At 65.4% G+C, this 23,988-nt stretch carries 20 protein-coding genes and 1 pseudogene; 13 read left to right on the forward strand and 8 right to left on the reverse strand.

Annotation, left to right across the window (positions count from 1 at the left end):
* Positions 1 to 236: 236 nt before the first annotated feature.
* Positions 237 to 818: a hypothetical protein gene (locus tag ACVIYL_RS29445; RefSeq protein ID WP_026192875.1), complete on the forward strand. Its 582-nt coding sequence runs from the start codon at positions 237 to 239 to the stop codon at positions 816 to 818.
* A 43-nt stretch (positions 819 to 861) separates the two neighbouring features.
* On the opposite strand, the gene ACVIYL_RS29450 is transcribed toward ACVIYL_RS29445, so the two are convergent.
* The 5 genes from ACVIYL_RS29450 to ACVIYL_RS29470 form a co-directional block, all read right to left on the reverse strand.
* On the reverse strand, positions 862 to 2,703 hold the full coding sequence (locus tag ACVIYL_RS29450; protein WP_253608275.1) for an alkaline phosphatase family protein: 1,842 nt from the start codon (positions 2,701 to 2,703) through the stop codon (positions 862 to 864).
* Positions 2,704 to 2,842: 139 nt separating this feature from the next.
* On the reverse strand, positions 2,843 to 6,067 hold the full coding sequence (locus ACVIYL_RS29455; protein WP_456780401.1) for an efflux RND transporter permease subunit: 3,225 nt from the start codon (positions 6,065 to 6,067) through the stop codon (positions 2,843 to 2,845).
* Positions 6,060 to 7,280, reverse strand: coding sequence for an efflux RND transporter periplasmic adaptor subunit (locus ACVIYL_RS29460; RefSeq protein WP_253608277.1), 1,221 nt, complete (start codon positions 7,278 to 7,280; stop codon positions 6,060 to 6,062). Before ACVIYL_RS29460 ends, ACVIYL_RS29455 begins: the two co-directional genes overlap by 8 nt.
* 113 nt (positions 7,281 to 7,393) lie before the next feature.
* Complete coding sequence (locus ACVIYL_RS29465) at positions 7,394 to 7,744, reverse strand: hypothetical protein (RefSeq protein WP_143029738.1); 351 nt, start codon at positions 7,742 to 7,744, stop codon at positions 7,394 to 7,396.
* Between the two features lie 92 nt (positions 7,745 to 7,836).
* Positions 7,837 to 8,064 (reverse strand): hypothetical protein, encoded by a 228-nt coding sequence (locus ACVIYL_RS29470; protein WP_018272058.1) that lies wholly within the window; start codon positions 8,062 to 8,064, stop codon positions 7,837 to 7,839.
* A gap of 94 nt (positions 8,065 to 8,158) precedes the next feature.
* Here ACVIYL_RS29470 and ACVIYL_RS29475 point away from each other — a divergent pair, with 94 nt between their 5' ends.
* From ACVIYL_RS29475 to ACVIYL_RS29490, 4 genes are all read left to right on the forward strand, one after another.
* A complete protein-coding gene (locus tag ACVIYL_RS29475; RefSeq protein ID WP_253608278.1) occupies positions 8,159 to 8,653 on the forward strand; it encodes an ArsI/CadI family heavy metal resistance metalloenzyme in 495 nt (164 codons plus the stop codon).
* 124 nt (positions 8,654 to 8,777) lie between these two features.
* The gene (locus tag ACVIYL_RS29480) at positions 8,778 to 11,480 is read left to right on the forward strand and encodes a bifunctional diguanylate cyclase/phosphodiesterase (protein ID WP_253608279.1); all 2,703 of its coding nucleotides are present in this window, start codon (positions 8,778 to 8,780) and stop codon (positions 11,478 to 11,480) included.
* An 81-nt stretch (positions 11,481 to 11,561) separates the two neighbouring features.
* Positions 11,562 to 12,011 carry a PPC domain-containing DNA-binding protein gene (locus tag ACVIYL_RS29485; RefSeq protein WP_253608280.1) on the forward strand — a complete coding sequence of 150 codons (450 nt, stop codon included), beginning with the start codon at positions 11,562 to 11,564 and terminating at the stop codon, positions 12,009 to 12,011.
* A gap of 153 nt (positions 12,012 to 12,164) precedes the next feature.
* Complete coding sequence (locus ACVIYL_RS29490) at positions 12,165 to 12,413, forward strand: septal ring lytic transglycosylase RlpA family protein (protein WP_245467148.1); 249 nt, start codon at positions 12,165 to 12,167, stop codon at positions 12,411 to 12,413.
* A gap of 19 nt (positions 12,414 to 12,432) precedes the next feature.
* On the opposite strand, the pseudogene ACVIYL_RS29495 reads toward ACVIYL_RS29490, so the two are convergent.
* A pseudogene (locus tag ACVIYL_RS29495) lies at positions 12,433 to 14,902 on the reverse strand (PAS domain-containing protein).
* 80 nt (positions 14,903 to 14,982) lie between these two features.
* Positions 14,983 to 15,762 carry a thermonuclease family protein gene (locus ACVIYL_RS29500; RefSeq protein WP_253608282.1) on the reverse strand — a complete coding sequence of 260 codons (780 nt, stop codon included), beginning with the start codon at positions 15,760 to 15,762 and terminating at the stop codon, positions 14,983 to 14,985.
* Between the two features lie 343 nt (positions 15,763 to 16,105).
* Here ACVIYL_RS29500 and ACVIYL_RS29505 point away from each other — a divergent pair, with 343 nt between their 5' ends.
* The 4 genes from ACVIYL_RS29505 to ACVIYL_RS29520 all read left to right on the forward strand — a co-directional run bounded on the left by ACVIYL_RS29505 (position 16,106) and on the right by ACVIYL_RS29520 (position 19,808).
* Positions 16,106 to 16,312: a hypothetical protein gene (locus ACVIYL_RS29505; RefSeq protein ID WP_016840474.1), complete on the forward strand. Its 207-nt coding sequence runs from the start codon at positions 16,106 to 16,108 to the stop codon at positions 16,310 to 16,312.
* Between the two features lie 197 nt (positions 16,313 to 16,509).
* Positions 16,510 to 18,525, forward strand: a complete 2,016-nt coding sequence (locus ACVIYL_RS29510; protein ID WP_253608283.1) for an acetyl-CoA carboxylase biotin carboxylase subunit — start codon at positions 16,510 to 16,512, stop codon at positions 18,523 to 18,525.
* Between the two features lie 120 nt (positions 18,526 to 18,645).
* Entirely contained in the window at positions 18,646 to 19,512 is an 867-nt protein-coding gene (locus tag ACVIYL_RS29515; protein WP_253608284.1) for an isocitrate lyase/PEP mutase family protein, read from the forward strand.
* The gene (locus ACVIYL_RS29520) at positions 19,509 to 19,808 is read left to right on the forward strand and encodes an acylphosphatase (RefSeq protein WP_253608285.1); all 300 of its coding nucleotides are present in this window, start codon (positions 19,509 to 19,511) and stop codon (positions 19,806 to 19,808) included. The genes ACVIYL_RS29515 and ACVIYL_RS29520 overlap by 4 nt, the downstream gene beginning before the upstream one ends.
* A gap of 9 nt (positions 19,809 to 19,817) precedes the next feature.
* Here the strand turns inward: ACVIYL_RS29520 and ACVIYL_RS29525 are convergent, their stop codons facing one another.
* Complete coding sequence (locus ACVIYL_RS29525; protein ID WP_253608286.1) at positions 19,818 to 20,630, reverse strand: class I SAM-dependent methyltransferase; 813 nt, start codon at positions 20,628 to 20,630, stop codon at positions 19,818 to 19,820.
* Between the two features lie 232 nt (positions 20,631 to 20,862).
* Here ACVIYL_RS29525 and ACVIYL_RS29530 point away from each other — a divergent pair, with 232 nt between their 5' ends.
* The 4 genes from ACVIYL_RS29530 to ACVIYL_RS29545 are packed head-to-tail and all read left to right on the forward strand — an operon-like array spanning position 20,863 to position 23,981.
* Positions 20,863 to 21,420 carry a GbsR/MarR family transcriptional regulator gene (locus tag ACVIYL_RS29530; protein ID WP_253608287.1) on the forward strand — a complete coding sequence of 186 codons (558 nt, stop codon included), beginning with the start codon at positions 20,863 to 20,865 and terminating at the stop codon, positions 21,418 to 21,420.
* 26 nt (positions 21,421 to 21,446) lie between these two features.
* On the forward strand, positions 21,447 to 22,112 hold the full coding sequence (locus tag ACVIYL_RS29535) for a DUF4166 domain-containing protein (protein WP_253608288.1): 666 nt from the start codon (positions 21,447 to 21,449) through the stop codon (positions 22,110 to 22,112).
* Entirely contained in the window at positions 22,109 to 23,545 is a 1,437-nt protein-coding gene (locus ACVIYL_RS29540; protein WP_253608289.1) for a TIGR01777 family oxidoreductase, read from the forward strand. Before ACVIYL_RS29535 ends, ACVIYL_RS29540 begins: the two co-directional genes overlap by 4 nt.
* 10 nt (positions 23,546 to 23,555) lie before the next feature.
* Complete coding sequence (locus ACVIYL_RS29545; protein ID WP_253608290.1) at positions 23,556 to 23,981, forward strand: hypothetical protein; 426 nt, start codon at positions 23,556 to 23,558, stop codon at positions 23,979 to 23,981.
* Positions 23,982 to 23,988: the final 7 nt, after the last annotated feature.

Raw genomic sequence — 23,988 nt, forward strand, 5'->3', positions numbered from 1 at the left:
CGGATCCCTACGGCGAAATATCAGCTGCGGCACAAAGGCTTGGAAATGCCCAGATAATGCCGCTTATCGCAGTCATCACGCCGGCCCTGGCTGCTATAGGACTGAACCGTGACGACGTTTAAAGCGACCAAATAGCAACCATCTAAAAATCTCGGAACGCAAGTTCCGAATCATTAACCACTCGTTTACGCCCGCATGGAAAAGCTGGCCTGAGATAGGAATTGAAAGCTCCCACAATGTCTACCCCAAGTACCAAGACCGCTGAGCCTCTCAGCGGTGCGTTGCATCCGTCCTGCCGCAAGACTGCCGCCCATGCGCTCACCATCGTGCGCGACGGCGTGATCACCGGCGAAGGCCCGACCACCAAGGGCCGCATCCATTTCTCCCGGTCGCTCGATGCCGATGACGCTGCCTGGTGCGCGCGCATCCTGACGGCGGCCGCGGTTGAGCATCAGCCGGTCAGCCGGGCCGAGATCGAGGCGCTGTTCGCGATCAACGAGGCCGCCGCCGAGCGCAGCGATGGCGGCCGGTTCGACGATCTGCTCGCCAAGGCGATCGCCCATCATGCCGCCTCCGAGTCCGGCCTGCCGGTGCCGCCGCGCACGGTGGCGCTGTCGCCCGACACCGAGATCGATCGCTGGGCGCCGAGGCAGGGCGCCAAGATGGACACCAAGGTTCTGGAGTGGATCGCGGGCCAGATGCGCGGTCAGCGCCGCACCGGCCGCGCGCTGGCGGCGATGGTGGCGACGCTGGTCGGCGCGACTGCGCTGCCGCTCGCGGCGCAGCTCCCCAACGTGTTCGACATCGGAATGATGTAAACCATCATCCCGCGTGACTGGAATTCGAGCAGAGCGGCGGGGATTACTTCCCCGCCGTTTTCTGTTTGCCACCGGTTTCCTCGAGCCCGAGCGTCCGCCCCGGAAACCCGGCGACGTCGAAATAGCGGGTCGAAAGCACGCGTTGGAATTTCAGCACGGTGCGCAGGCCGTTGGCCGACGGCTTCTTCGACATGATGGTGCCCTCGGCCATCTTCGGCACGATGCCGTTCGGCAGCGCCTCCGACATCACCCGGCCGATCAAGCCGCCATTGTTCGGCGCGCGCAGGCCGAGCAGCTGGGCCGCGGTCATGCCGACATCGGCGTTGCTGACCGGCAGCGGATCGACATAGCCCGCCTTGAAGTCGGGGCCGATCGCCGCGGTGAAGTTGAAGGTGTCGCCGCGGCTGAAGCTGCCATGCATGCCCTGGCCCTGGCGCAGCACGGTGTCGGCGACCTGCACCGAGCAGTTGGTCGGGATCTCGCAACCGCTCGACCAGGAGCGGAAATTGACCACGATCGACGGGTTCGGCGTCACCGCCTTGCCCTTCAGATTGAGGTTCGAATTCGGCAGCGTGCCGGGGAAGGTGCCGAGCTTGTCGTCGACAAACAGGCCGCTGACATAGTCCTGCTCGAGCAGCGCCTTGATGACGCGGTCGGCGAGCTTCTTGTCGCGGTTCGGCAGATAGATCAGATCCGAGCCGCCATTGGTCGCGATCACGACGTCAGGCTTGGCCGGATCCTGGCCGAGCACGCCGTTGCCGGCCTTCGGGTGGGCATTGTCGGCGACCTTCGCGTTCTTGTCGTTGGGGTCGAACAGCGGCAGGTCCAGCGCCTTGGCGAGGTCGATCGCCAGAAAGCCCATCGGCAGGAAATCCTTCGGCGTGTCGCCATAGACGATCTTGGCCGAGGGGCTGGTCTTGCTCTCCTTCGAGATCGTCGAGAAGCCGTGGTCGGAGGAGACCATGATGTTGGTGTCGGCGGAAAGCCCGAGCTCGTCGAGCGCCTTGCGCAGCTGCGCGAGGTTGTTGTCGGCATTCTTGATGCCGGCCATCGAGGTCGGGCCGTTGATGCCGGGGGTGATGGTGTTGAGGCTGTCGCCGGTGTTGTGCTGGCTGCCGTCCGGATCGCGCGACCAGAACACCAGCACGAACGGCTTGTTGCGCGCCTTGAACATCGGCAGCACGACCTTGGTCGCGACGTCGGCCATGTAGGCCTGCTGCGCCACGTTGGCGACCGTGGTGCCGGGTGTCTTGGCGTCGCCCGCCTTGGCGTTGTCGCCGCGGCTCGGGGTGGCGAGCGGCAGGCCCGCTTTGGTCAGCGCCTCCTTCATCTCGTCGGAGAGCGGCACGCCGGTCTTGCCGCCGGTGGAATCGTCGATCACAATCGTGTTCTTGCCGCGATCGGTGTGGTCGAACAGCAGGGTCGGGCCGACCTTGCCGATGGCGGCGGTGCTGAAACCCTGGCCGCGGGCCATCTTCAGCAGCGTCTCCTCGTTGAGGTAGTCGCCGTTGAAGTGATCGTCGACATCGGCGAGCACCGCGTCGTTCTCGATGAAGGGGACCACGGTGTCGCCGGCGGGCACCGAGGTGTAGCCGGTATAGATCGTGTTGGAGAAGGTGCCGGTGTCGCCGAGATAATGGCCGGTCGACAGCGCCGAGCTGTTAGCCATCGTGAAGGTCGGGAACAGCGAGTGCGAATTCTTGAAATTGACGCCCTTGTCGCGGATCTCGGCCATGGCCGGTGCCGTCTCCGGCGTCACGATGCCGCCGCGCAGACCGTCGGGGACGAACAGGATGAGGTTGCGGGGGTTAGCGTTCTGCGCCGAGGCGGCGCCCGCCGAAAGCGCGATCATGCTCGCGGACAGTAAGGTAATGGCACGACGCATATTGTTATTCCCCCTGATGAAGCCCCGCGGCAGCCCGCCGCAGTCTTCGTTTAGTTTTGCCATATGACAGAAATGTTACAGCGCTTGTTCGGCGCTGTAACGGCCGGATTTCTCCCGCGGACGGTCGGTCAACACACCGTCATTCGGCAGGCTGAATCGCGGTTCTCCCATTGCGCGCAGCACTGCCGGCATGCCCGTACCGGGCATAGAGCGCCGGCAGCACGGCAAGCGTCAGCAGGGTCGCGCTGATCAGCCCGCCGATCACGACCGTAGCGAGCGGCTTCTGCACCTCGGCGCCGGTGCCGGTGGCGAACGCCATCGGCACGAAGCCGAGCGAGGCCACCAATGCGGTCATCACCACGGGGCGGAAGCGGGTGAGGGCGCCTTGCTCGATGGCTTCCCGCATCGGCACGCCGCGCTCGCGCAATTGCCTGATAAAGCTCAGCATCACGAGCCCGTTCAGCACCGCAACGCCCGACAGTGCGATGAAGCCGACCGCCGCCGAGATCGAGAACGGCATGCCGCGCAGCCAAAGTGCGGCGATGCCGCCGGTGAGCGCTAGCGGCACCGCGCTGAACACCAGCAGCGCATCGCGGGCCGAGCCCATCGCCGCCAGCAGCAACAGGAAGATCATCGCAAAACACGCCGGCACCACCACGGCCAGGCGCTGTCGCGCCGCGGCAAGATTCTCGGATTGGCCGCCCCAGGTCATCCAATAGCCCGGCGGCAGCTGCACCGATTGCGCGACTTTTGCCTGGGCTTCCTCGACCACCGAGCCGAGATCGCGGCCGCGAACATTGGCTGTCACCACGATGCGGCGCTTGCCGTTCTCGCGGCTGATCTGGTTCGGCCCTTCGGTGAAGGAGAACTGGGCGACGCGGTTGAGCGGCAGGCTCTGCACCGGCGAACTCGGCGTTGCCTTCGGCAACGCGACCGGCAAATTGCTCAGCGCCTCGAGATCGGAGCGCACGCTCTCCGGCAATCGCACCACGATGTCGAAGCTGCGGTCGCCTTCGTACACAACGCCGGCATCCTGGCCGCCGACCGCGGCACCGATCACGTCCTGCACGGCAGAGACGCTGAGGCCGCGCCGGGCGATCGCCCCCTTGTCGACCTTGATCTCGAGCACGGGCAGGCCGCCGGCCTGTTCGACCTTGACGTCGGTCGCGCCGCGCACGCTGCGCAGCGCTGATGCAATCTGGTTGGCGGCTTTCTGCATCGGCCCGAACTCGTCACCGAACACCTTGACCGCGATGTCGCCGCGAACGCCGGCGAGCAGCTCGTTGAAGCGCATCTGGATCGGCTGGGTGAATTCATAGACGTTGCCGGGCAGCCGGCCAACCGCCTTCGAGATGTCCTCGATCAGTTGCTCCTTGGTCAGCGATGGATCCGGCCACTGTTCGCGCGGCTTCAGGATGATGAAGGTGTCGGACGCGTTCGGCGGCATCGGATCGCTCGCCACCTCCGCGGTGCCGGTCTTGGAGAAGACGAACGACACCTGCGGAAAGCGGCTGACGGCCTTCTCGACCGACAGCTGCATCGCCTGCGACTGCGACAGTGCTGTGCTCGGAATCCTGAGCGCGTGCATGGCGATGTTCTTCTCGTCGAGCGAGGGGATGAACTCCTGGCCGAGGCGGAAGAACCCGAACAGGGCGGTCGCGAACAGCACGACCGCCACCGCGATGACCGGGATCGGCGTTGCAACCGCGCGCCGGAGCAGCGGGCTGTAGCAGCGCTTCAGGGCGGCAACGAGCCGGTTTTCCTGCTCCTGCACGCGGCCGGTGATGCCGATCGCGATCAGCGCCGGAACCAGTGTCAGCGACAGCACGAAGGCGGCCGCGAGCGCAAGGATCACGGTCAGCGCCATCGGCTCGAACATCTTGCCTTCGACGCCGGTGAAGGTCAGCAGTGGCACATAGACCAGGAGGATGATGGCCTGGCCGTAGAGGCTCGGCTGCACCATTTCCACCGCGGAGGCCTGCACCGTCGCCAGCCGTTCATCGCGCGTCAGCACGCGGCCGAGCGCATGCTGCTTCTCGGCGAGGTGACGCAGGCTGTTTTCGGTGATGATCACGGCGCCGTCGACGATCAGGCCGAAATCCAGCGCGCCGAGGCTCATCAGATTGGCGCTGATCCGGCCTTGCCACATGCCGATCGCGGTCATCAGCATCGCGACCGGGATCACCAGCGCCGTGATCAATGCCGCGCGGAAATTGCCGAGCAGCACGAACAGCACGGCGATCACGAGCAATGCGCCTTCGCTGAGGTTGCGCGCCACCGTGCCGATCGTTGCATCAACCAGCTGGGTCCGATCCAGCACCGTCTTGACCTCGATGCCGGCCGGCAAGGACGGCATGATTGTCAGCAGTTTGGCGTCGACCGCGGCCGACACGGTGCGGCTGTTGGCGCCGATCAGCATCAGCGCGGTGCCGACCACGACCTCGCGGCCGTTCTCGCTGGCGCTGCCGGTGCGCGTCTCGCCGCCGATCGAAAGCGTGGCGAGGTCGCGGATCCGGACCGGGACGCCGCCGCGGGTGGTGACGACGACGGCGCCGAGCTCGTCGATGTTCTCGAGCCGGCCGCCGGAGCGCACGACGAAGCCTTCGCCGTTGCGCTCGATATAGCGCGCACCGCGGCTGACATTGTTGGTCTCGATCGCCTTGGCGACGTCGGCAAAGGTGAGGCCGAGCGCGATCAGCTTCGCCGCATCGGGATGGACCTGATACTGCTTGAGGTATCCGCCGATCGTATCGACGCCGGCGACACCAGGCACCATCTTGATCTGCGGCTTGATGATCCAGTCCTGCACGGTACGCAGATAGGCGTCCTTCTCGACCTCGCTTTGCAGCATCTGGCCGTCCGCCGTCAGGAAGCGGCCGTCGCTTTGCAGGCCCGGCGCGCCGTCGGCCTGCACTTTCTGCCCGGAATAATGGACGGTCCACATGTAGATTTCGCCGAGGCCGGTCGAGGTCGGGCCGATCCGCGGCTCGATGCCTTGCGGCAGCCGCGCGCGGACCTCGGTCAGGCGCTCGCCAACCTGCTGGCGGGCAAAATAGATGTCGGTGGCCTCGCTGAACACCGCCGTGATCTGCGAGAAGCCGTTGCGGGAGAGCGAGCGCGTGCTCTCGAGCCCCGGCGCGCCGGCCAGGGCCGTCTCGATCGGGAAGGTGATCTGCTTCTCGATTTCGGCCGGCGACAGCGCCGGGGCCACGGTGTTGATCTGGACTTGCTTGTTGGTGATGTCGGGCACCGCGTCGATCGGCAGCCTGGTCAGCGCAAGGCCGCCGAGGAACATCGCGATCGCCGCCAATGTGACGACCACCCAGCGCCGTTGGATCGCAAGACCGATGATGCGCTCAATCATGGTCGTGCTCCGCCTCGTCCTTCTCGAACTCCGCCTTCAGCGTGAAGGTGTTCTGTACCGCGATGGTCTCGCCGGCTGTGAGGCCGGCAACGATCTCGATATCGTCGTCGTCCTCGCGGCCGGTCCGCACCGATCTCGCCTCGAAGCCGTCGGCATCGCGCACGAACACGGTCGGCGTTCCCTTGATGGTTTGAAGCGCCTTCTTCGAGACGATCACGGTCGACGGCGCGCCTGACAGCGGGACCTCGGCGGTGACAAAGGTACCCGGCTTCCAGCGGTGGTCCTTGTTGGGCATGGTCGCGATCACGCGCGCGTTGCGGGTCTCGCGGTCGAGCAGGGGGCTGACAAAGATCACACCGGCATTGGCTTCATCTTCGGTGCCGATGGCCCGGATTCTTACCGAAACGCCTTCGCGGACCGCGCCGATGTCTTCGGGTGAGACCGCGAGGTCGACCCAGATGTCATCGAGATTGACGATGACATAGAGCTCGCTCTCCTGGCCCTCGCGCCCGATCAATCCGCCGAGATCGACGCGCCGCTCGGACACCCGGCCGCTGATCGGCGCGCGCAAGAACTGCGTCCGCAGGCTCTCCGGGGGCTGGTTCGGCAGGTCGGCGATCTCGGCCTCCGAGAGACCAAGCGCAAACAGCTTCTGCCGAGCGCCGTCGAGCTTGATCTGGGCATCGTTCGCGGTCAGCCGCGTGCGCAGGAACTCGTTTTCCGACACGATGCGGGTCTCGACCAGCGTCTTCTGCCGCGCGTAGAGGGTCTGCTGCAGATCGTTGGTGAGCCGTGCGGCGAGGTATTCGCTCTTGGCGTCGGCCACCTCGCGGCTTTCGATCGCGGCGACGATCTCGCCCTTCTCGACGACATCGCCGAGGCGCTTGCGCAGTTCCGTGACCGTCGCGAGCACGCGCACCGATACCCGGCCGATGTGATCCGCATCGGGGATCAGCGATCCCGGCGCGAGGAAATGCCGCTTCAGCATGCCGCCGCTGGCTTGCGCGAACGTGATGCCGGCTTCGCGAACCTGGTCTTCGCTCAGCTCGATATGTCCGGGGGCCTCGTGCCGGGCCTCGGCCTTTGTGTCTGTCGTCGCAGTCTCCTGCATCGCGGCCGGGAACCTGACCGGCCAACCGATCCATCCGGCCGCCACAACGACCAGTGCAATGCCGGCGGCCACGCCGGCGAAAAATAGAACAACCCGTTTCATATGCGCCTCTCCGCAGCGCAGGCCGATGGCCCTGCGCTGTCGCGACATCGATCTGTGCGGAAGGGTGCGCGCTGCCGAATGGCAGCAGCGCACGGCCGGTCATGTCGACCGGATCAGGCGCGGGGTGGCTTGAAGGGCGAGCGGCGATCGGCCGAAGCCGGCAGCCCGATGTTGGTGTCGCCGTAGCTGTGCGGTGCATAGGCGATCGGGAACGCGGCCTCCTGCGGAGCCACGGAGGCGACGTGCGTCAGGCAATGGTCGCTGTGAGGCGAGGCGGGATGCGCCGGAGCCTTGCCGCCGGCGTCGTTGATCGGCTGCGCGATCGAGAAACCGGGAGCCGCGTCGGCATCGCCGTCGGAGGTCCAGCCGTGGAAGAACGACAGCACCAGCGCAAGCGAAATCAGTCCCGCAAGCAGGCTGCGCCAGCGGCGCGATCCCGTCGCGTGAGGGGAAGACTGAATCATGGTGCGCGAAGCGTCCATGAGGCCTACTTAGCGCCGTGCTAGCGCGCATTCAAGTTCGCGTCCGCGACAGATTGGCCGTGGATACTATAACGTTACGCGCTGTCTGCGGTTCGGCGCAGCAGCCATCGGCGCGCCGCGACGACCGCCCAGATCGCTTCGACGAGGCCGAACGGCCAGGCGCCCTGCAGGAAACCGTAGGCCGAGCCGAGCGCGCAGGAGACAGCGAAGGCCAGGATGAACCAGGGGCTGCGATCTTCGGCCGCATAGCAGACGAGCATCATGGTCACGGCGAATAACCCGAACAGCGTCAGCGCATCCATTCCGCAGCAGAACTCCTGTTGTAACGCTGTTGATATCTGAGCATGCTTGGGATGGAATATCCATCCAGCGTCGCCGCCCTGAAAGGACTGCCCCATGAAGCGCATGCATGTTCACGTCGCGGTCAAGGATATCCCGCAATCGGTCGGCTTCTACTCGGCGCTGTTCGGGGCCGAGCCGACGGTCGTGAAATCCGACTATGCCAAATGGATGCTCGACGATCCCCGCGTCAACTTCGCGATCTCGAGCCGCGGCCGCGAACCGGGCCTCGACCATCTCGGCATTCAGGTCGAGAGCGCTGAAGAGCTCGGCGAGGTGTACGGACGGCTGCGCAAGGCCGGCGGCGAGGTCATCGAGCAGGGCCAGACGGTGTGCTGCTATGCCAAGTCCGAGAAGTCGTGGATCGACGATCCCGCGGGGATCGCCTGGGAGACGTTCCATACGACCTGTGAGAGCATCGTCTATGGCGACGGCACCGGCGAGCGGACCGCGCGAGTGGCGCACGAGAAGCAGGAAGACAAACAGAGCGCGTGTTGCGCCCCACAGCCCAAGGCCGCGCCGCCGGAGGCTTCGGCTTGCTGCAGCTCGTGAGTATGGAGCGGCCGAGGGGCCGGCTCTGCGCGAGTCCACGTTGGCCTTAACCGTCCGATAACTGATTTTCCTAACCACCCCTTGGGTTGTGTTCCCGTACAAGGGCATCCACAGGGGCAGGAAAATGTCGGTTGTCTCAACGAGCAGCGTGCCGGAATACCGGCGGCTGTCGATCAAGGGTGTGTTGCGCGCCAGCAGGATGGGCGCGATCCAGTGGCTCGTCTTGAGCGCCGCGCTGTTGGTGCTCGCCATCACGCTCGGCACCGGCTATCTCGCGCTGCAGTTTCGCGAGCGCGCGCTGGAGATGTCCGAGCGCGAGCTCAACAACACTGCGCTGCTGCTGTCGCGGCATTTCGACCAGCAGCTTACAGATCTCCAGCATGTCCACGACGACATCGTGAATTACCTGCGGGCCGAGCAGGTCGAGACCGCCGATCAATTCGAAAAGAATATGTCGCTCTTGAGCGCGCACGAGATGCTGCGCACGCGGTTGGCGGCGCTGCCGCATGTCGGCGGGCTCAATCTGTTCAACGCCAAGGGATGGCTGATCAACTCATCCGAGATGTGGCCGGTGCCCGACATCAGCGTTGCGGACCGGCGCTATTTCCACGAGTTCACTTCGGGGCGTCCGACCTCACCCGTGATCGTCGAGCCCGCAATGAGCAAGGTGACCGGCAACTGGACCACGATCTTTGCGCGCAAGATCACCGGGCGCAACGGCGAGATCATCGGCTTCGCGAGCCGCGGTGTCGAGCCGAGCCATTTCGAGGATTTCGTCGCCTCGCTGGCACTGAGCGGCGACACCGTGATTTCGATGATCCACCGCGACGGCACCATCATCGCGCGCTATCCGCAGGATGCCAGCGTGATCGGTCGCAACATCATCAACCTGCCGGTGTTCCAGAAGGTCATCAGCTTTGGCGGCAACACCTCGGGACGGTTCGTTGGCGCTTCGGGCGAGGAGAGCGTCGGCGCGGTCAGATCGCTGTCGCATTTTCCGATCCTGATCCTCGCTACCACGAAGACATCGAGCGCGCTGGAGGACTGGCGCACCCAGACCAAACTGCAATTCTGCGCGGCCGTGTTGGCGGTACTGATCATCAGCTTCGCGGTCTTCCTGATCGTCCGCCAATTGCAGCGGCAGCACGATGCGGCAAGCCGCCGGCTGTCCGAGAAGAGCCAGCACCTCGACACCGCCATCAACACCATGACGCAGGGGCTGCTGCTGTTCGACGCCTCGGCGCGGCTCGTGATCTGCAACCAGCAATACATCGACATGTTCGGCCTCTCGCCTGATGTCGCGAGGCCGGGCTGCCATCTGCGCGAGCTGATCCTGCATCGCCAGGCGATCGGCTCGTTTGTCGGCGACGTCGACGAGTACTGCGCCCGCTTCACCAACCCGAGGGGCGATGAGGTTCGGGACTCCGTGATCATGACGCCTGACGGTCGCAGCATCCGCCTGATCTATAAGCGTGCGCCCGACGGCGGCTGGGCCACCACTCTCGAGGACGTCACCGACGGGCGGCGTGCGCAGGCGCGGATCGAGTATCTCGCGCATTACGACGCGCTGACCAATCTGCCAAACCGGACGCTGTTCCAGCGCCACGCGGAAGGGCTGCTGCTCGAGGCCGCCACGCGCGAGTTCGCCATCCATTACATCGATATCGACGAGTTCAAGCGGATCAACGACACGCTAGGCCATCTGATCGGCGATGAGTTTCTCCGGCGCGTGGCCGAGAAGTTGCGCCAGTCGGTCGGGTCGAACGACTTCATCGCGCGGCTCGGCGGCGACGAGTTCGCGATCGTCCAGCACGACATCACCTCGAACGACGACGTCGGCGACCTGGTCGCACGCATCTATCAGTCGCTGCGCACGCCGTTCGACTGCCTCGGCCACCATTTGTCGAGCGACGCCAGCATCGGCATTGCGATCGCCCCGCGCCACGGCTCCGATCTGTTCCGCCTGCTCAAATGTGCCGACCTTGCGATGTACGCCGCCAAGGCGGCGGGCCGCAGGACCCATCGCTTCTTCGATCCGGCGATGGAGGCGCAGGCCAATCTGCGCCGCGTGCTGGAGGCCGATTTGCGTATCGCGCTGGCCGAGGGCGGCTTCGAGCTGCACTACCAGCCGCTGGTCGACCTGCGCAGCGACGAGGTGACCGGCTGCGAGGCGTTGCTGCGCTGGCGGCATCCCGTGCGCGGCATGATCTCGCCGGCGGAGTTCATACCGGTTGCCGAAGAGACCGGGCTGATCGAGGAGATCGGGCAGTGGGTGCTGCGCACCGCCTGCACCGAGGCGGCAGCCTGGCCGGCGCATGTGTGCGTCGCGGTCAACGTCTCGCCGATCCAGTTCAAGTCGGAGACGCTGGCGCTGAAGGTTGCGAATGCGCTTGCCGACAGCGGGCTCGACCCGCGCCGGCTCGAGCTCGAGATCACCGAGGCGGTGCTGATCGCCGACGACGATGCGGCGCTGGTCACGCTCGGCCAGCTCCGCGCGCTCGGTCTCCACATCGCGCTCGACGATTTCGGCACCGGATACTCGTCGCTGCAATATCTGCAACGCTTCCCGTTCGACAAGATCAAGATCGACCGCAGCTTCGTCAAGGAAGTGACCCGCAACAGCGGCTCGGCCTCGATCATCCGCGCCGTGGTTTCGATCGCAGCCGACCGCAACATGATCACCACTGCCGAGGGCGTCGAGACCGATCAGCAGCGCGACACCGTGCAGATGCTCGGCTGCACGCAGATGCAGGGCTACCTGTTCAGCAGGCCGGTTCCTGCGCGGGACCTGCGGACGCTGCTCGCGGCCGATTGCGTCGCCGCCTGAGCGCCTGCCGATCCGGTCCGTCAGGAACAATCGTCGCCGTCTCCGATTGAGAGTGGAAGCTCTTGAGAGGCGAGGCGGTCCATGAAAAGCAAGCTCGTGTCCGATGCGCCGAGCGCGCAGGTTCACGTCGTCGTGCTCGACAGCGGCGAGGAAGCGTTCGGCGCGCTGACGAAGTTCGCCAATGATGCGAAGGTGACGGCGGCGTCGCTCACTGCGATCGGCGCGTTCGAGCGGGCAACCGTCGGCTGGTTCGATTTCGCATCCAAGAGCTACCGGAAGATCGAGATCAACGAGCAATGCGAATTGCTGTGCGCGATCGGCGATATCGCGACCGGCGACGACGGCAAGGCCAGCCTGCATATTCACATCGTGCTCGGACTGTCGGATGGATCGACACGCGGCGGCCATCTGCTTGCCGGCATCGTTCGGCCGACGCTGGAGGTTGTGGTCACGGAAGCCCCCGCCAGGCTTCGCCGGCGGAAGCGATCCGAGCTCGGCATCGCCCTGATCGATCCAGCCGCGACCGCCTGACGCTTTCCGCCGAAAAGTTCCTAAAAATCGACCTGCCGACGCTGAGGCGCGGAACCGAACCCGTGGAACCGCGTTCCCTTGCGGGGCTCGACCGGCAGGCGATCAATGAAAACCGCAGCAACGTCCGCGGCCATGCTGCTGTTTGCCTCGTGCATGGCAAACGCAGAGAGTGGCCTTGCGTCCTATTATCGTGGCATCGGCAGGAGTGGCGAGATGACCTGCGCGCATCGCAAGCGGCCATTCGGCAGCATGATCACCGTCTCGTATCTGGGAAAATCGATCCGGTGCCGCGTCAACGACCGGGGCCCGTTCGTTCGTGGACGGATCATCGATGTGTCGACCACGGCGGCCCGCGCGCTCGGCATCCTTCAGCTCGGCGTCGCGCATGTCGTGATCCAGTAGAGCGCGGCCGGCGGCAGGATCAGGGCCTGGAAGCAGTCGCCCGCTGTTCGGCGATCGCCTTGCGGAGCGTCCGTGACAGCGCCTCGACCGAATAGGGTTTCTGGATCAGCTCGAAGCCGCTGTGCGCGTTCTCGGCGAGCACGTTGCTGTAGCCGCTGGTCAGCACCACCGGCAGTCCAGGAAAGCGATCGCGGATGATTCCGGCGAGCTCGACGCCGTTCATGCCCGGCATGATCACGTCGGAGAACACCAAGTCGGCGGAGAACTCGTTCTCCGAGAGGATCGAGAGCGCGGCATTGGCATTGGCCGCGCGCTTGACCGAATAGCCGAGATCCTCGAGCAGCTCGGTGGAGAACTGGCCGACATCGTCGTTGTCCTCCACCACGAGGACGCGATAGCCGCGGCCGATCGAAGCCTGCTCGGTGCCCGCGCGGGCTGCGACCTTGGCGTCCGCCGGGCGCATCGCGTGCGGCAGATAGATGGTGAAGGTCGCACCGTGCCCGGGCGTAGAGGTGACCTCGATGTCTCCATCGGATTGCTTGACGAAGCCGAAGGCCTGGCTCAATCCGAGACCCGTTCCCTTGCCGACCTCCTTGGTCGTGAAGAACGGCTCGAAGATCGCGTCGAGGTTTTCCGGCGAGATGCCGGTGCCGGTGTCCTGGATCGAGACCGTGACGAAATCGCCGCTGCGCGAGGCCTGGGCGCGCAGGGCAGGGATATTCTTGACCTTCCGGACGCCGATCGTCAGCTGGCCTTCGCCGCTCATGGCATCGCGGGCGTTGACCGCGAGATTGAGTAGCGCGGTCTCGAACTGGCCGATGTCGGCGATCGCAAAGCAGTCGGGATCCTCGATCCTGACCTCGATGTGGATCCGCGCGCCGACCAGCGGGCGGATCAGCTGCGTCACGCTGTCGACCTGCGTGCCGACATTGAACACTTCCGGATTGAGCGGTTGCCTGCGCGCAAATGCCAATAGCTGGGCGGTGAGCTTGGAGGGCCCGCTCCACGGTCTCGGAGATCGCATCGATATAGCGGCGGCGCCGGTCATCCGGCAGATCGCGGCGGCGCAGGAAGTCGGTCGCGGAGCGGATGATGGTGAGCAGGTTGTTGAAATCGTGCGCGACGCCGCCGGTGAGTTGGCCGACGGCTTCCATCTTCTGCGATTGCCGCAGGGCTTCCTCGCCGCGGCGCCGTTCGGTGATATCGACGGCCTCCGGAACGGCGCCGACGATGGTGCCGTGCTGGTCCTGCAGCGGCCGCATCGCGAAATCGAAATAGCGCTCGCCGATCGGCAGGCGCAGCTGCATCTCGATCTTGACTTCCTCGCCGCGCATCACGGTCGCGAAGGCATTCTGGATCACGCGCGGCATGCCCTCGGTCGCGGCGAACCACGGCGTGTCCCAGAACGGCTTGCCGACGACGTCGGCGGCATCGGTACAGATACCGGCCAGCGCCGTCTGGTTGCTGTAGAGCAGGCCGCCATTGCGGTTGAGCAGCATCTGGTATTGATGGCTGGTTTCCAGGATCGCGCGCGTCTGCGCTTCGCGGGATTCGAGTTGCGCGGTGCGCTCCAGGATGCGCCGCTCCAGCGACTCGTTGAGCTTGCGAAGCTCGATCTCGGCTTCCTTGGCCGCCGTGATGTCGTGGGCGACGCCGATGAAGCCGATGTGCTTGCCGTTCGGGTCCCAGCGCGGCTGCGATTCCGAGCGCAGCCAGCGCCAATCGCCTGCGGCGTTCCGATAGCGGGCCTCGAGCACGAATGGCTTCAGCGAGAGCTCGCCGGTGATCTGCTCCTGCAGGATTTGCGGCAGGTCATCCGGATGCAGCGCCTTGCGCCAGTCGAACACGATCGCTTCCTCAAACGGCAGTCCAAGGAAGTCGAGATAGGCCTGGTTGGCAAAGGAGCGGGTGCGGTCGAGCTTGGTCACCCAGATCGGCACCGGCGCGCTGTCGGCGATCAGGCGGAAGCGCTCTTCGCTCTCGCGCAGGGTCTCCTGTGCCAGCATCTGATCGGTGACGTCGAGATCGGCGCCGACCAGCCGCAGCGCACGGCCGCTGCGGTCGCGCTCGATCTTGGCGACGACGCGGATCCAGCGGCTCTCGCCGTCGTTCGGGCGGATGATGCGGTATTCGGCCGTGTAGTCTTCGCCGCCGGCCTTGAGCACGCCGAACAGGTGCCGGATCGTGCGCTCGCGATCCTCGGGGTGGATGCGCGCGACCCAGTTCTCATAGGTCTCGTTGACCTCTTCGGGTGGCAACCCATGCACCAGGAGATATTCGGGAGAGCGGCGGTTGCGCACGCCGTCGCGGAAATCGATCTCGAGTCCGCCGACCCGCGCGATGCGCTGGATCCGCGCCAGCTCCGCCTCGCGCTCCTGGAGCTCGCGATGGGCGCGATCGCGTTCGCGCGCGATCTCCTCAAGATGCTGCCGCAGCCGTTCGGCTGCCGCAGCTTCGGGAAGCACATCAGCGGGATCGGATGGGGTCATACGCGCCGGCAACCTCTCGGTGCAGTCTCACACAGGACGCGGCGGCTTTGCCAGCTTGATTTATCGCGATCACTTGCCCTTCACTTGGCTTTGGGCGGCCGGCAATTATAGGCCCGGCGGAACCCGGCGGCCTGTGCATCCTCCTCGGAGCAGAACCAGCGATCCGGATTGCCGAGGCCTGGATAACTGCGGCACGCCTGCAGGTGGTAGATGCCGACATTGCCGGTGACGCGGGCCCGCACGGCGTACTTGCCCTTGATGTTGCAGCTGGCCGGCATCGGCAGGTCGTCGGGGAAGAGCGCGTTGCGGATCTGCTGGTCGCGGTCGGCGGGGCAGGCGTTGCCGAGCAGGGCGCCGTCCTTCCTGGCCGTACGAAAATCGCGTGGCGCCACGAAGCAGCCCTTCCAGAGCCCGGCACGATTGTCCTTGGCGGTGGCTTCATCCGGCTTGAATCGGCCAGTGGCCGAGTTTTCGACATTGAGAGCGTAGCCCTTCTGGACCAGCACCTGGCTGAGGCTGGTCGGGTCGCCCTCGATCTTGCAGACGCCGAGGCGGCGCTTCTTGAAGGTCGGATCGACGCCGATATCGTCGCAGTGAATTGGCTTGCCGCCGATCAGCCTGGTCAGCTGGTCGCGCGCCTCGATCCCGCAGGTCCAGGCGTCGGCGTGCTCGTCGATGCAGAGCTGATCGACCGCCGGCGCGTCGATGCCGTCGAGCCGATAGGTCGTGTTGCCGAGCTGAATGGTGCCGGCGTCCTTGATGACCGCAGTGGCCGTGGGGCCTGCGGTTGCAGTCAGGCTGGTAGTTGCAGACAGGAAGGCCAGGAGAAGCGTCGTGGCGACCGGATTTCGAAACCGCATTTTCTCAACTTCAGATCTTTGGCGGGCAGCCGAACTTCTAGCACAAGCCGGTACGATCCAACCAAGGACTGTTCGCGAGTGGGGGCGTGCGCACCGTCACGTCCCGATCGGCATTCCGCGACGTAGAACGGCCGGACAATTGCCATTGAAGCGGTGCGCATGGGCAAGTTTCGTTATCAACGTCCTCCGCCGAAATCATCACCGGCATTTGGAGCCTGCAATGCTTCGCGCGCTGGCGGCGGAAGAGAAAGACGGCCCAGGAGGCCGCGCCCGATCAAAGATCCAATTGACTTGATGGGAACAAAATAGGAACATGATGCGCCACCTGAATCCCGGATACCCCATGATGTCTGCACGGCCCGAATCTGACGACGATGACGGGCTGGAAGCCGCTGTCGATCAGGCCATTTCCGCCTGCGGGGGGAATCTGCGTGCCACTATCCGGGCGCTGATCGTGGCCAATGAATTCCTGGAGAACGAGGTCAGCGAGCTGATGAAGGCCGTCGCGAAGGCTCATTCGCGTGGCCGCTTCAAGACCTATTCGGGCTGAAATACCGATCGGGCTACTGCCGAGGACTGACCTTGGACTGGCCGGGCAGTAGGCAGGGTCTGCATTAGACCGTTGCCTCCGGGGCAATTTGCTGTACCAACGGAGTGGTTACGCCCAATCGCCCGTGCCAGATTGCGCGGGGAGGAATCCTGCCAAATGGACAATTCGAAGTCCGAAAAAGCCCAAGCAAGAAGAGCATGTTCAAACGAATCCTGATCGCCAACCGCGGCGAGATCGCCTGCCGGGTCATCAAGACTGCGCGCCGTATGGGGGTTGAGACGGTCGCCGTCTATTCCGAGGCCGACCGCGACGCGCTGCATGTCGAGATGGCCGATGAGGCCGTGCTGATCGGACCGCCCGCCGCGGCCGAGAGCTATCTTTTGATCGACAAGATCGTCGAGGCCTGCCGCAAGACCGGCGCGCAGGCGGTGCATCCCGGCTACGGCTTCCTGTCCGAGCGCGAGGCGTTTCCGCGCGCGCTGGAAGCCGCCGGCATCGTCTTCATCGGTCCGAACCCCGGCGCCATCGCCGCGATGGGCGACAAGATCGAATCCAAGAAGGCCGCGGCGAAGGCGAAAGTCTCGACCGTGCCGGGTCATCTCGGCGTCATCGAGGACGACAAGCACGCCGTCCAGATCGCCGACGAGATCGGCTACCCCGTGATGATCAAGGCCTCCGCCGGCGGCGGCGGCAAGGGCATGCGCATCGCGCATTCGAAGGCGGAGGTCGCCGAAGGCTTCAACCTCGCCAAGGCCGAGGCGAAGTCGTCGTTCGGCGACGACCGCGTCTTCATCGAGAAATTCATCGTCGATCCCCGGCACATCGAGATCCAGGTGCTCGGCGACAAGCATGGCAATGTGATCTATCTCGGCGAGCGCGAGTGCTCGATCCAGCGCCGCAACCAGAAGGTCATCGAGGAGGCGCCGTCGCCGCTGCTCGATGAGACCACCCGCCGCAAGATGGGCGAGCAGGCCGTCGCGCTGGCGAAGGCCGTGAACTACGATTCGGCCGGCACCGTGGAATTCGTCGCAGGCCAGGACAAGAGCTTCTACTTCCTGGAGATGAACACCCGCCTGCAGGTCGAGCATCCCGTCACCGAATTGATCACCGGCATCGATCTCGTCGAGCAGATGATCCGCGTCGCCGCCGGCGAGAAGCTCGCGATCGCGCAGAAGGACGTGACGCTGACCGGCTGGGCGGTGGAATCCCGCGTCTATGCCGAGGATCCGTTCCGCAACTTCCTGCCGTCGATCGGGCGCCTGGTGAAATACCGTCCGCCGGCCGAGGCCAGCCATGACGGCATCACGATCCGCAACGACACCGGCGTGCAGGAAGGCGGCGAGATTTCGATCCATTACGATCCGATGATCGCCAAGCTCGTCACCCACGCCCCGTCGCGCGCCGCGGCGATCGAGGCGCAGGCGACCGCGCTCGACGCCTTCTATGTCGACGGCATCCGGCACAACATTCCGTTCCTGTCGGCCTTGATGAACCATCCGCGCTGGCGCGAGGGCCGGCTGTCGACCGGCTTCATTGCGGAGGAATTCCCGAAAGGGTTTTCGGCGCGCGCGCCCGAGGGCGAGATCGCGCGGCGGCTGGCCGCGGTCGGTGCCGCCATCGATCACGTGCTGGGCGAGCGCAAGCGGCAGATCTCCGGCCAGATGGGCGGCCGCGTGGTGCTGCGCGAGCGCCGCCGCGCGGTGTGGCTCGACCGTGCCGAGATCGCGCTCGACGTGGCGCGCGAGGGTGACGCGATTGCAGTGCGCTTCATCGGCGCCGACGGGCTGCCGGGCAACCCTCATAACCTCGTATCGAGCTGGGTCCCGGGCGATCCGGTTTGGCAGGGCACCATCGACGGCAACTTTGTTGCCGTGCAGGTGCGGGCGATCAACAGCGGCTTCCGCCTCGCGCATCAGGGTTTTGAGGTGCCGGTCTATGTCTTCACCGAGACCGAAGCGACCTCGGCGCGGCTGATGCCGGTGGTCTCGGCCGCCGACACCGGCAAGAAGTTGCTGTGCCCGATGCCGGGCCTCGTCGTGTCGATCGCGGTGACCGAGGGGCAGGAGATCAAGGCCGGCGAGACCCTGGCGGTGGTCGAAGCCATGAAGATGCAGAACGTGCTGCGCGCCGAGCGCGACGGCACGGTCAAGAAGATCCACGCCGCCGCCGGCGCCACGCTCGCGGTCGACGCGCTGATCCTGGAGTTCGCGTAACCCTGTCATATTGGGGCGCGCGGTACGCGCGAACCCGGAATCTCGAGATTGAGAGCGAGATGAGATTCCGGGTTCGATGCTTCGCACCGCCCCGGAATGACGGAGAATAGGACATAGCAAATGGCCTTCCGCAAACGCCGCGAAGCCCTGCGATCGATTCTCACCGGATCGACCTGCATCCGCCCGGGCTCGGTCTATGACGCGACCTCGATCCGGATTGCGGAGGATCTCGGCTTCGAGCTCGGCATGTTCGGCGGCTCGGTGGCGTCGCTCGCCGTGCTCGGCGATCCCGATATTGCGCTGATCACGCTGACCGAATTCGCCGAGCAGATACGCCGCATGTCGCGTGCGTCGACGCTGCCAGTGCTCGTCGATGCCGACCACGGTTACGGCAACGCGCTCAATGTCCGCCGCACGGTTCAGGAGGTGGAGGCCGCCGGCGCGGCCGGCCTCACCATCGAGGACACGCTGCTGCCGCAGGCGTTCGGCCAGGCCAAGACCCAGCTGATCTCGCTGGAGGAAGGCGTCGGCAAGATGAAGGCGGCGCTTGACGGCCGCAGCGATCCGTCGCTCGTCATCCTGGGCCGGACCGGTGCCGTCTCGATCACCGGTCTCGACGATGCGATCGCACGCGCCAGGGCCTATGAGGCGGTCGGCGTCGATGGCTTGTTCTTCACCGGCATCAAATCGCGTGGCGAGTTGGAGGCGCTCTCGGCCGCGACGACGCTGCCGATCGTGCTCGGCGGCGCGCCGGAGGAGATGACCGCGCTCGACTATCTGGCAAGCCGGCGCGTCAGGATCGCGCTGCAAGGCCACGCGCCATTCGCGGCCGCAACCCAGGCCGTCTACGAGACGCTGAAGGCGCTGCGCGAAGGCACCTCGCCGAAGAACCTCAAGGGTATCGCCTCGTCCGAACTGACCGGCCGCGTCATGCGCGAGGCGGAGACCAAGGCGCGCAGCGGCGAGTTTCTCGGTCTGAAGAAATGAGCGGTGTGATCCGCCACGTCACCATCAGCGGCCGCGTCCAGGGCGTCGGCTATCGCGCCTGGGTCGACGAGCAGGCAAACGCGCGCGGCCTCGAAGGCTGGGTCCGCAACCGCCGTGACGGCAGCGTCGAGGCGGTGTTCGCCGGCCCCGACGACGTCGTCACTGAAATGATCACGGCATGTGGCCGCGGTCCGTTCTCGGCGCGCGTCGCTGCCGTGCACGCCGCATCTGGCAGTTCCGATCTTTTGAACCAGCGCCGGGCAGGGGAGCGGTTCTCGGTCCTGCCCACGATCTGAAGCGCGTCGTTACGCGACCGCTGAGATCACCAGCGCCTGAATCCGGCCTTCGATCGCGCCGTTGCCGAAGCGGCGCGCGATCGCCGACGCGGCGTGCTCGGTCGCGGCATCAAGGCCGATACCGCCGCGCGCCTCGATCTCGCCGCGTAACGGTGATCCCTGGCAAAAGCCGATCGCAGGATCATGCGGCGCATTCGCCCGGCTTTGCAGCCGAACGTCGTCGATCTCGATCTTGCTGAAGCCCGCGGCTGCAAGATCGGCCCGGATCGGGTCGGCCGCGTAGTGGCCATAAGGCGTGCGCGCCAGGAAGCGCGGCGGGTCGGCCGGAAAGACCTCCGCCAATGCCTGGGTCACCACGTCGGCAAACTCGTTGTCTTCGATGCGACCCCACATGCTGAACAGGAAACGGCCGCCTGGCTTCAGCACACGGCGCGCCTCCGAATAACCCTTGGGCTTGTCGGGGAAGAACATCGCGCCGAATTGGCAGGCGACGACGTCGAAGCTCGCGTTGTCGAACGGCAGGTTCAGCGCATCGGCCTGCCGCCAGGTGATTGCGGTCCGGCCCGGCATCTGTGACTTCGCTCGTTCGAGCATCGGTTCATTCAGGTCGGTCGCCACGATCCTGGCGTCGCTGCCGAGCGCGGACGCCAGCGCGCGGGTGACGGCGCCGGTGCCGGTTGCCGTCTCAAGCAGGTCGCGCGGGCCAAGCACCTTGGCGCGTTGCGCCAGATCGCGTGCGTAGGGTTCGAAAATCATCGGCACGAGGAGCCGGTCGTAAAGCTCTGGAATGGACCCAACGAACTCCTTGTCGGACGCTGGCATGCGCAATCTCCCTTGCGGCCGTGACGCGGGCGACCCGGTGCACGGCCCAAAAACATCCACCCGGATCAACTTGGACGAAGAGCTCGGGGGCCACAAAGGAAAACTCCTCACCTCCGATGCACGGCATTCGCCGAGGCGCCGGATAGGTCAGGAGACCTGCCATGTCTCGTGCGCCGTCGTGGACAGCATGGCCAGCCTTGACTTCTGCTCCGAACCGTCTGATATTTCTGTCATGACAGAAATAACCGCCAAGAAAAAACTTCCCGCCGTCGTCGAGCGCTTCATCCTGCATTGGGGCGACATGGGCGACGAATGGGGCGTCAACCGTTCGGTCAGCCAGATCCACGGGTTGCTCTACCTTGCCGAAGCGCCGATGACGGCGGAAGACATCGCCGACACCCTCGGCATGGCGCGCTCCAACGTTTCCAACTCGATCAAGGAGCTGTTGTCCTGGGGATTGATCCGGCGGGTGCCGATCCTTGGCGATCGCCGCGACCACTTCGAGGCCGAGACCGACATCTGGGAGGTCGCGGCCAAGATCGCGGCGGGACGCAAGGAGCGCGAGATCGATCCCGCGCTCGCAGCGCTGCGCGCCTGTGTCTCCGACGCGGCCGACGATCCCGCGATCAGCCCGCTCGCCAGCAAGCGGCTGAAGGAGATGCTGACATTCACCGAGCTGGTCGATCGCTGGTACACGCAGATGCTGAACGTGCCGCGGCCGCGCCTGGTCGCGCTGATCAAGCTCGGCGAGAAGATCGTGAGTTTCCTGCCCACGAGCAGGGCCAAATAAAGGCGGCGGCGTAACGGGAGCGTGCGATGGCGTCAGCAAGGATATCCACCTTAAAGACAGCACCGGCTTCCGATACAAAGCTGCTCGACGACCATCGCTTCCGCGCATTGCTGTCGGACGAGGATTGGGGCCGCCTGCCGGTTGCGATCTGGCGGCGCTTCTCGAAACGGTTCGAGGACGGCAACACCGTCGTCTATGTCGGCGAGGTCGAGGAGGCGGCGTGCAGCCGCATCGGCTGGTGGCTGGCGCAGGCCGCACGGCTGATCGGCGGACCGTTCCCGACCGGCACCGAAACGCGCGTGGCGATGATCGTCACCGTCACCGAGGACGCGGCAAGCGGCGGCCAGGTCTGGACCCGCATCTGCGCGCGCCGCGACGGCTTCCCGCAGGTGATTCATTCCGCCAAGCGCTTTGCCGGTTCGACCGGGCTCGAGGAATATGTCGGCTTCGGCGTCAGCATGGCGCTGCGGATCGCGGTCGAGCACGAGGCGCTGGTGTTTCGCAGCGTCGGCTATTCGCTGCAACTCGGTCCGTTTCGCCTGCCGCTGCCCGAATGGCTTACGCCGGGCGATCTCACCGTGACCCATTCCGATCTCGGCTGCGGTGACTTCCGCTTCACGCTGGAGATCATCCACCCGCGTTTCGGCAGGCTGATCCGTCAGTCCGCCGTGTTCAGGGAGGCCACTCCATGACGCCGCTGCTTTGGACACTTGTCGCCATCCAGATTGCGATGGGCGCATTCGATACGTTCTATCACCACGAATTCACCGAGCGGCTGGCCTGGCGTCCCTCGCAGCGCCACGAGCTGCAGCTGCACAGCGTGCGCAACATGCTCTATGCGCTGCTGTTCCTCGTGCTCGGCTGGCTGCAAGTGCACGGCATCCTTGCGATCGCGATCATGGCCGTCCTCGTCGTCGAGGTCGTCATCACCTTGATGGATTTCGTCGAGGAGGATCTGAGCCGAAAGCTGCCGCCGAGCGAGCGGATCAATCACACGCTGCTGGCGATCAATTACGGCGCCATCCTCGTGCTGCTGGTGCCGGTCCTGATCGGCTGGGCGATGCTGCCGACCGCCGTCGCGCCGGCCTATGCGGGTCCGTTAAGTCTGTTCGCGACGGCTGCGGCCTTCGGCGTCGCGCTGTTCGGCGCGCGCGACTTTGCCGCGACGAGGCGCCTCGGACGGATGGCCAGCGTGCCGGCCGCGACTCTGGTCGAGAAATTGCCGGCGCGGCAGACCGTGCTCGTCACCGGCGCCACCGGCTTCATCGGCAGCCGCCTGGTCGCGAGCCTCACCGCATCCGGCCATCAGGTGATTGCGTTGATCCGCAATCCGGCAAAGGCCGACATGCTGCTGCCGCCGGTGACGCTGATCACGAGCCTCGACCAATTGCCCGCCGACTCCGGGATCGACGCCATCGTCAACCTCGCGGGCGAGCCGATCGGCAACGGCCTGTGGACCGAGGCCAAGCGCCGCAAGATCGTCGCCTCACGCATCGAGATGACGTCTGATGTGGTCAAGCTGATCGCGCGCCTCGAACGCAAGCCGTCGGTACTCGTGAGCGGCTCCGCGATCGGCTGGTACGGGCTCTGGCAGGACCAGGTGCTGACGGAGTCGGCGAAATCCCACGCCTGCTTCAGTCACGAATTGTGCGAGGCCTGGGAGAATGCGGCGAAGCCGGCCGCGGATCACGGCGTGCGGGTGGTATATTTGCGCATCGGTCTCGTGGTCGGCACCGATGGCGGCTTCATCACGCGGATGCTGACGCCGTTCGAGTTCGGCCTCGGCGGCCCGCTCGGCTCGGGCAAGCAGTGGATGTCGTGGATCGAGCGCGACGACCTCGTGCGTCTGATCGCGCATGTGATCGCGAGACCTGAGCTGTCCGGTCCTGTCAACGCGACCGCGCCGATCCCGGTGACCAACACGAAATTCACCGAGGAGCTCGGACGCCGTCTGCACCGGCCGGCGATCTTCCGCGTGCCGGCGGCGCTGCTCCGCGCCGTTGGCGGCGACTTCGCCGACGAGCTCTTGCTCGGCGGCCAGCGCGTGCTGCCGAACAAGGCGCTGAGCAACGGCTTTGTGTTCCGTCACGAAACCTTGCGCAGCGCGTTCGATGCGATCCTGTGAGGAGGCCTCGATGTGCAGCACCTGTTCCCGTGCATTCGGAGGCTGGCTTGCGGGCTGTGGCGCCGCGACCGCGGTGATTTCCGCAGTCGGTCAGACCGTTCTGATGATGACGTCGCACGGCGATGTCGCGCGGCTGCTCTACGGCATCGTCATGATGCTGCTTCCGTCGGCCGCGGTCTTCATCATCACCTGTCTGCTCACAGCAATTCCCACTGCGATCGTCGTCTGGTTCACTGAGGAGTTCCATATCAGGGCCGCGGGATTTTTCGCCTGCGCAGGCGCGGCGATCGGTGCGTTGAGCATCACTGTCCTTCTACGATCCCCGGCTGTCTGGACATCCGGACTGGTTTGCCTGTTCGTCGTGGCCGGGTTTGTCGCCGGCCTGACCTACTGGTTCGTCATGTGCGAACTGGCGGCAAGCGAAGACTCGATGTGAACCGCTA

The organism is Bradyrhizobium sp. USDA 3315, assembly GCF_054056795.1.